We start from the raw sequence: 8,867 nt of genomic DNA, 5'->3' as shown, positions 1-8,867 counted from the left end.
TCTTCCGGGGTTCATGGTGCCGTCGGTGGTGGTGGTGTTGGGGGAGTTTCCGGTGACGGTGCATGGGAAGTTGGACCGTAAAGCCCTCCCGGACACCGATTTTGCGAGCGCTGCATATCGGATTCCTGCCACTCCTGCCGAAATCGGAATCGCCCGTGCTGTTGCCGACGTTCTCGGTCTCGACCAGGTGGGTGCCGACGACAGTTTCTTCGAACTCGGCGGGGATTCCCTCAGCGCCACTCGAGTCATCGCCCGCATCAACGCCGCATTGCACACCAATATGGGGGTCAATGCACTGTTCGACGCCCCCGTGGTCGCGGACCTGGCGGCCTCGATAGATCCAATCGACTCCGCGCCGGGCGAGCCTGGACCCGAGGAAGCTACTCGTGTGCCCCTCACGAGTAGGGCACGGCCAGAACGTATTCCGCTGTCGTTCGCGCAATCGCGGATGTGGTTCGTCAACCAGTTCGACACCTCGTCTCCGCTCTACAACATCCCCGTCGCACTACAACTGGACGGGTTCCTGGATTCGGATGCGCTCCAAGCCGCGCTGGGTGATGTGGTGGAACGGCACGAATCCCTTCGAACGATCTTTCCTGCGTCCGCAGACGGGCCCTACCAGGTGATCGCCGAACCCGCGGTCGCTGCTCCTCGAATCCACCCCGTGCCGATTCCCGGCGAGGGGCTTTTCACGGACTTGCACGCGTTCTTCGACATCGGATTCGATGTGTCCGAAGAGTTCCCGCTGCATGTGAGGTTACTCCGAACCGGACCGGAGCAGCATGTACTCGCGATCGTTGTTCACCACATCGCCGCAGACGGCTTCTCGATGGGACCACTGGCACGCGACCTGATGAGTGCATATACCGCGCGCACGCAAGGTCGGAGCCCGGACTGGGCGCCGCTGCCGATTCAGTACGCCGACTACACCCTCTGGCAGCGTGAGATCGTCGACGCAGACGTTGGTCCGGAAACTTGGCCCTCGGCCGAATTCGATTATTGGACAGCGAAGCTGTCGGGTATTCCGGACGTCTTGCCGCTCCCTCTCGATAGACCACGAACCTCGAAACGGTCTGCCGAGGGCGCGGTGGTTTCGATGGACTTCTCGCCCGAGATCCATCGAGCTTTGAACGAACTCGCACACCAGAACGGTTCGTCTCTGTTCATGGTGATGCATGCGGCTCTGGCGGTATTGCTGGCACGGCTCACTACAGCGGACGACGTAGTGATCGGGACTCCGGTCGCAGGTCGCGGTGCATCGGTGTTCGACGATGTGGTCGGGATGTTCGTCAACACGCTCGTCCTTCGCACACCTGTCTCATCCGGAGCAACCTTTGCCGAGGTGTTGGCCGCGGTGCGGTCAACGGATCTCGGTGCTCTGGACCATGCAGACATCCCCTTCGAGAGGTTGGTGGATTACCTCTCGCCCGACCGTTCCACCGAGCATTCACCTCTGTTTCAGGTACTCCTCGAATTCCAGACCGATACGGGACTGCGCTTCGACTTGCCGGAACTGACGGTTCGCTCGCTCGACGTCGATCTCGCGGTTGCGAAATTCGATCTGCAACTGAGTGTGATGGAGCACGTCGACGAGCACGGTGAGCCCGCTGGTATCAGCGCCGGTTTCCGTTATGCAACAGATATTTTCGATCGAATGTCGGTGGCGCGCATCGCGGCGCGCTTCGAAAGAGTGATCGGCGCCGTGACCGAGAACCAGTCGGTGGTCGTCGGTGATATCGACATGATTCTGGCCGGCGAACTCAGCGGGTTGCTGGTTGCGCCCACGCCCTCTGGCGCCGGAACAGACGAGGATTCGTTGTCGGATCTCTTCGATCGCACGGCGCTGACGTCCGGTGCTGCCGTGGCGGTGCGCTGCGGCGGATTGTCGGTTACGTACCGCGAACTCGACGAGCGAGCAAACCGCCTTGCTCGACTGTTGGTGGCGCAGGGGGTGGGGCCGGAAACCTTGGTGGCAGTCGCGATGGCCCGCTCGATCGACCTGATGGTGGCATTGCTGGCGGTGGTGAAGGCGGGTGGCGGATACGTACCGGTGGACTCGACTTCTCCGGTAAACCGGGTGGACTTCGTGCTGCGTGACGCCCGGCCGAAGTGTGTGTTGACCACCCGGGCCGACGGCGACTACATACGAGACAGTGACGCAATCGCAGACAGCGAGATTCCAGTGATTGCGGTAGACGACCCGGTGATTCTCGATGCGCTGCACAGGTTTTCTCCGCTTGCGGTGACCGACCGAGATCGGCTGCTACCGCTCCGACCCGAATCGGTGGCCTACGTGATCTACACCTCGGGGTCCACCGGGCGCCCGAAGGGGGTGCAGGTTTCTCACCGCAGCGTAGTGACGTTGCTGGCAAACACCAGAGCGCTCTTCGGCTTCGGCAGCGGCGATGTGTGGACGATGTTCCATTCGGAGGCATTCGACTTCTCGGTCTGGGAAATGTGGGGCGCACTCGCACACGGTGGCCGACTGGTACTGGTCGACTACTTCACGGCCCGTTCACCAGAGGCATTCCTCGAATTGCTACGGCACGAACGTGTCACGGTGCTCAATCAAACTCCCACTGCCTTCTATCAATTGGCGGAAGCCGACCGGCTTACCGGGGGTGCGGCCCTGTCATTGCGCTACGTGATCTTCGGCGGAGAAGCGCTCGACTTCGGACAGTTGACGCGCTGGTACGCCCGTCGCGGGACTTCGTCACCAGATCTGGTCAACATGTACGGCATCACGGAGACCACTGTGCACGTCAGCCATTTACCGCTCGATCGTGTGCTGGTGCGTCAACGATCGGCCTCGGTGATTGGTCGGGCGTTACCCGGATTGCGTGTGTATGTGTTGGATCAGCGGTTGCACCCGGTGCCGCCCGGTGTGGTGGGTGAACTGTATGTCTCCGGTGATCAGGTTTCACGCGGATACCTCGGCCGGTTCGGTCTGACGTCCGCGCGGTTCATTCCCGACCTCGCGGTCAGTGGTGCGCGTATGTATCGATCCGGTGACCTGGGGCGCTGGAACGACAGCGGGCAGCTGGAGTACCTCGGACGAAACGATCTGCAGGTGCAGGTGAAGGGGTACCGAATCGAACTCGGCGAGGTGGAGGCTGCACTGCTCTCCGGAGTGGGCGTGTCTCAGTCGGCGGTGGTAGCCCGCAGAGACCGGTTGGTGGGCTACGTGGTGCCGGAGTCCGGTGCCACTATCTCTCCGGCGGCGTTGCTCGAGTATGTCTCACAGAGGTTGGCGCCCCACATGGTCCCCGCTGTCGTGACGATTCTCGAGGGTTTGCCGCTGACGGTGAACGGAAAGCTCGACCGGAATGCATTGCCTGAACCTGACTTCGGGCGACAGGCAACCGTAAGTCGTGGCCCCGCGTCCGCGACGGAAAACATCCTTGCGAGTCTGTTCGCCGAAGTTCTGGGACTCGAGGAGGTGGGGGTCGACGATTCGTTCTTCACTCTCGGCGGTGACTCGATCATGTCCATCCAGTTGGTGACGCGCGCCAGGTCTGCCGGAGTTCTGATCACACCGCGCGAGGTGTTCGAACGCAAAACTGTTGCGGCGCTGTCCGAGACGGCCGGAACGGCTGGCAACCGTGTCGTCGTCGACGAATTACCTGGCGGCGGCGTCGGTGAGATCGAATTGACGCCGATCGTCGAATGGATGCTTGACCGTGGTGGAGATTTTCGCCGGTACTCCCAATCTGTTCTGCTCTCGGTTCCTGCCACGCTCGACCAGGTCACGCTGACACTGGCCATGCAGGCTGTGCTGGACCACCACGACATCCTCCGCGCGGGCATCCGGGCGACGCATCATCCTGAATCCGCTCGGCGGATGGACGTTGCGCCTGTAGGTACGGTGCGGGCGGAGACCGTCGTACGCCACGTGAGCCTCGGGGGTTCTGCCGCGGAGACGGTCTCGACAGAACTCGACGCAGCTCTGGGGCGGCTCGACCCGGAGGCAGGTGTGATGGTGCAGGCAGTCCTGCTCGACACCGACGGGCAGATTCAAAAGGACCGGCAGAGCCGGAAACGGTTGCTACTGGTAGCGCACCATCTGGTGACGGACGGTGTTTCCTGGCGAATCCTGATCCCCGATCTTGCACTTGCCTGTGCGCAGGTGCAGTCAGGCGTCGACCCGTCACTTGCTCCGGTCGGAACCTCGATGCGTCGATGGGCACATGGCCTCGTCGACGCCGCGCGCGAGCCGGATCGGGTCGCTGAAATCGACTATTGGCGAGAGGTGCTCGAGGGCCCGGATCCGACTCTGGGTGTGCGCGCCCTGACGAAGAGGGACACCGCCTCGGCCACCATTGACATCGAAGTACGAGTTCCCACGGGATTGACCGAGGCCGTGTCGACGACAGTTCCGCAGGCGATTCACGGGAGCGTCGAGGACGGATTGTTGACGGCTTTGGCACTTGCGATGGTCCGCTGGCGCATGGACCGCGGCATCGACAATCCGGAGACATTGATCAGTCTCGAGGGGCACGGACGCGAGGAACAGGTGGTTCCCGGGGCAGATCTTGCTCTCACGGTGGGATGGTTCACGACGATCTTCCCGGTGCGGATCGATCTGAGCGGAGTGGATCCGGGTGACGCCTTCGCCGGCGGCCCGGCTGCCGGCGTCGCTGCCAAGACTGTCAAGGAACAACTCCGGGCGGTGCCGGACCGCGGCATCGGCTTCGGGTTGCTGCGCTATCTGAACCGCGAAACGGCACACACTCTTTCGCAACTTCCGGTGCCTCAGATCAGCTTCAACTACCTCGGACGCGTCGGTGGAACCGACGCCGACGCTTCAGCGGGATGGGTACCGATCCGTGACGAGGACCTGCGGACGGTTGCGGCCGTCGATCTCCCACTCGCCAGCGTCCTCGAGGTCAACGTGATGACGGTCGACAGCGATACCGAGGACGGTCCGCAGCTCGTTGCCGGCTGGACGTTCCCACCGGACATTCTGGGTGCGGACGACGTTCGGCAACTGGGGCAGTGGTGGCTCGACGCACTGGCCGGGCTCGGAGAGTTCGCGGCGGGCGGCGGCGGATTCACACCCTCGGACTTCGATCTGGTCGATCTTCGACAGGAGGCGATCGACGACCTCGAAAGTCGGTGTCCCGACCTGAGCGATGTCTGGCCACTCTCTCCACTGCAAGCGGGGTTGTTGTTCCACGCCGAATTGGCCGAACGATCGGTCGACGCATACCTCGTACAAGTGGCTCTCGATCTAGCCGGCGCAGTCGATTCGGAGCGCCTGCGCCGCGCCGCCGACGCGCTGCTCGGCCGGCATGAGAACCTGCGTACCGCCTTCCTTCACAGCGCCGACGGCCGTGCCGTCCAGGTGGTCCGAAGCAACGTGGCAGCGCCGTGGCAGGAAATCGACCTCACTGGTGCACCAGATCAGGAAATTGATCGAGCGCTGGCCGAGGACCGAGCGCGCCCGTTCGACATGGCACGGGCGCCGTTGATCCGATTCACCCTGATCGCTCTCGCCCCCGAAAAGTTCACGCTCGTGCTCACCAATCATCACATCCTTCTGGACGGCTGGTCCATGCCCCTGCTGATCCGGGAATTGGCGACGCTCTATGCCGCCGACGGTCAAGTGGCGGCCTTGCCTCACGCGCGCGCGTATCGCGACTATCTGACCTGGATGAGTCGCCGCGATCAGCAAGCCTCCCGAGCTGTGTGGGCGAGGACGCTGAGCGGAGTCGAAGGACCGACGCTGTTGGCTCCAGCGGTTCGATCGCGTCGACTCTCCACCATGGCGGCCGAGTGGGTGTTCGATCTGGACGAGGAATTCACAACCTCACTTCGCGGGATGGCGCGTGAACTCGGGCTGACGATCAACACGATTGTTCAGGCATCGTGGGGGATCGTCCTTGCTGCACTGACCGGGAGAGACGATGTGGTGTTCGGAGCGACGGTGTCGGGTCGACCTCCCGAGCTGACCGGGATCGAAACCATGGTCGGGCTGTTCATCAACACAATTCCGGTCCGAATCACGCTGCGCCCGAGTGAAAGTATCGGCACACTCCTCGCGCGGATCCAGGCCGAGCAAGCAGAGCTGTCGGATCACCACTGTCTCGGGCTTTCCGAGATCCACGTAGGCGCGGGGCCGGAGATCGGATTCGACACGTTGACTGTCTTCGAATCGTATCCCGTTGACCGTCAGGGGCTTTCGTCCGATACCGATATTGCGGGGGTCCGGATCACCGATGTCGAAGCCAAGGACGCTGCCCACTACCCGCTCAGCCTCGTAGCATCGGTCGACACCAGGCTCCGCCTGAAATTCGAGTACATACCCGAGGTTTTCGGTGCCGCCGACATCGAAGAGATCGCCGGACGCCTGCGGCGCGTACTCGAAGCGTGTACCCAGCCGGATCGCCCCTTGGCTGTGGTGTCGGTGCTCGCAGCCTCCGAACATGCTGAATTGGTGCCAGTCCGTGGCACGGCCGGCGGGTCGTCGCGCGTCTTCCCGGAGATCTTCGACCAGGCAGCCCAGCGTGATCCGAACGCACCGGCCGTGGAATCGGCGGACGGCAGCATGACCTACGGCGAGCTGGACATCCTCTCCAATCGCATTGCTCGCATGCTCGTCTCGCACGGCCTGGGAACCGAGGACTATGTGGCGGTCGGTATCCCACGTTCTCTCGCGTCCGTGGTGTCGATACTTGCCGTCGCCAAGACAGGCGCTGCGTTCGTGCCGATCGATCCCGACTATCCGGACGAGCGGATCAATCACATGCTGATCGATTCGAAGGTCAGCTTCGGATTGACCACCACCGCGGGCCGAGATCGATTGCCCGATATCGCGGAGTGGCTGATTGTCGACGATCCGCATTTCACGAAGAAGTGCGAGGGATTCTCGGGGAGCCCGTTGACCGACAACGACCGACTCCGTCCGATCGGGTTGGATTCAGCTGCCTACGTGGTCTACACCTCGGGGTCGACCGGCGTGCCCAAGGGCGTCGTGGTCACGCAGCGAGGGCTAGACAACTTCGCCCGAGACCAGCTCGAACGCTACGGCGCAACTCCACAATCACGCACGCTGCACTTCTCCACTCCGAGTTTCGACGGGTCGCTCTTCGAATATCTGCAGGCTTTCGGAGCCGGGGCGACGATGGTTATCGCTCCACCCGGGATCTACGGGGGCGAGGACCTGGCGCAACTTCTGGCAGAGCACGCCGTCACGCACGCGTTCGTCACCACGGCGGCATTGGCATCGGTGGACCCGGCTGGGCTGGAACAACTTTCGGAAGTCGTATTCGGGGGCGAGGCGTGCCCGCCCGACCTCGTCGCTCGCTGGGCACCTGGCCGCCGCCTGTACAACGCGTACGGGCCGACCGAAGCAACGATCATGTCGAACGTCAGTCCGCCGATGACCGCCGGGGAGCGCATCACGATCGGTGGACCTGTCAGGGGCGTCAGCGAACTGGTGCTCGACGCTCGACTTCAAGCGGTCCCCGTCGGGGTCCCCGGCGAGCTGTATCTGGCCGGATCAGGCGTGGCGCGGGGATATCACCGAAGGGCGGGGTTGACGGCAGAACGCTTTGTTGCCAACCCGGCTGACCCAGGAACGCAGATGTACCGCACCGGCGACATCGTGCGATGGACGGCGGACATGTGCGTCGAGTACGTCGGGCGAAGCGACTTCCAGGTCAAGGTTCGAGGCTTCCGTGTCGAACTCGGTGAGATCGACAGTGTGCTGATGGCGGAGCCCAACGTCGGTTTTGCCGTTACGGTTGCCGATTCCGGCCCCACCGGAGACACCCGACTCGTGTCGTACGTCGTGCCCACCGCGGGTCGACTGGACACCAGGATCCTGATTCGCGCCGTGGCCCGGCGCTTGCCTTCGCACATGGTGCCTGCCGTTCTCACGGTGCTGGAGAACATTCCGTTGACCGCTGTCGGAAAGGTCGACCGTTCGGCGTTGCCAAGACCCGAAATCGAGACGACCACAGGGGATTTCCGTCCCCCGGTCGGCCCGGTCGAACGGGCAGTGTCGGACGTGTTCGCAGAGGTGCTCGGCCTCGAACGCGTCGGTACAGACATCAGTTTCTTCGAGCTCGGTGGAAATTCTCTGAGCGCCACTTCGGTCGCGGCGAGGCTACGGGCGGTGCTCGGAGTTACCGTAGGCGTGCGGGATCTGTTCGAGACGCCGACGGTCGCCGAATTGGCTACGGTGATCGGCCAGTCGGTCGCCGAACGGTCGGAGCGACTGGGACCGCGCCCCCGACCCGACAACATCCCATTGTCGTTTGCTCAGCAGCGGATGTGGTTCGTCAATCAACTCGACACCAGTTCTCCTGCATACAACATTCCGCTCGTGGTGCGGTTGAGCGGTGAACTCGACAAACCGGCCTTGAGATCAGCGATGTCCGATGTCATCGCCCGCCACGAATCGCTGCGAACGATGTTCCCGGTCCACGGTGACGGACCGGTCCAGCACATCGTGCCCACCGAGAGCGCCGAGCTGCCGCAGCTGACCGAGACAACGGTGACCGACGAACGTCATCTCCGTGACGAGCTTGCCCGGATGGTCTCGGCCGGTTTCGACGTCGCCGCACGAATTCCCCTGCGGGCAGCGTTGTTCACCATCGATGAGCGCGAACACGTGCTTGCCGTAGTGGTGCACCACATCTCGGCTGACGGCTTCTCGATGTCTCCGTTGACCCGAGACGTGATGATTGCATACGAGGCCCACGCGTACGGCGGAGATCCCCAGTGGACGCCGCTTCCAGTCCAGTACGCCGACTTCGCGCTCTGGCAACGGGAGATTCTGGGCTCAGTCGACGACCCCGGGTCGGTGATCGCCGAGCAGTTGGCTTACTGGCGACGTGCACTGTCAGGTGCTCCCGACCTCT

The 8,867-nt window shown here is 63.0% G+C and carries 1 protein-coding gene; it reads left to right on the top strand.

The window, feature by feature from the left end; genetic code table 11:
• A partial coding sequence (locus ACYP01_RS17420; RefSeq protein ID WP_459681463.1) for an amino acid adenylation domain-containing protein occupies positions 1-8,867 on the top strand: 8,867 nt, incomplete at both ends.

This window comes from Rhodococcus sp. no. 34 (assembly GCF_054589475.1).
The sequence above is the reverse complement of the archived record's forward strand: the minus strand, read 5'-3'. Positions and strand labels throughout refer to the sequence as shown.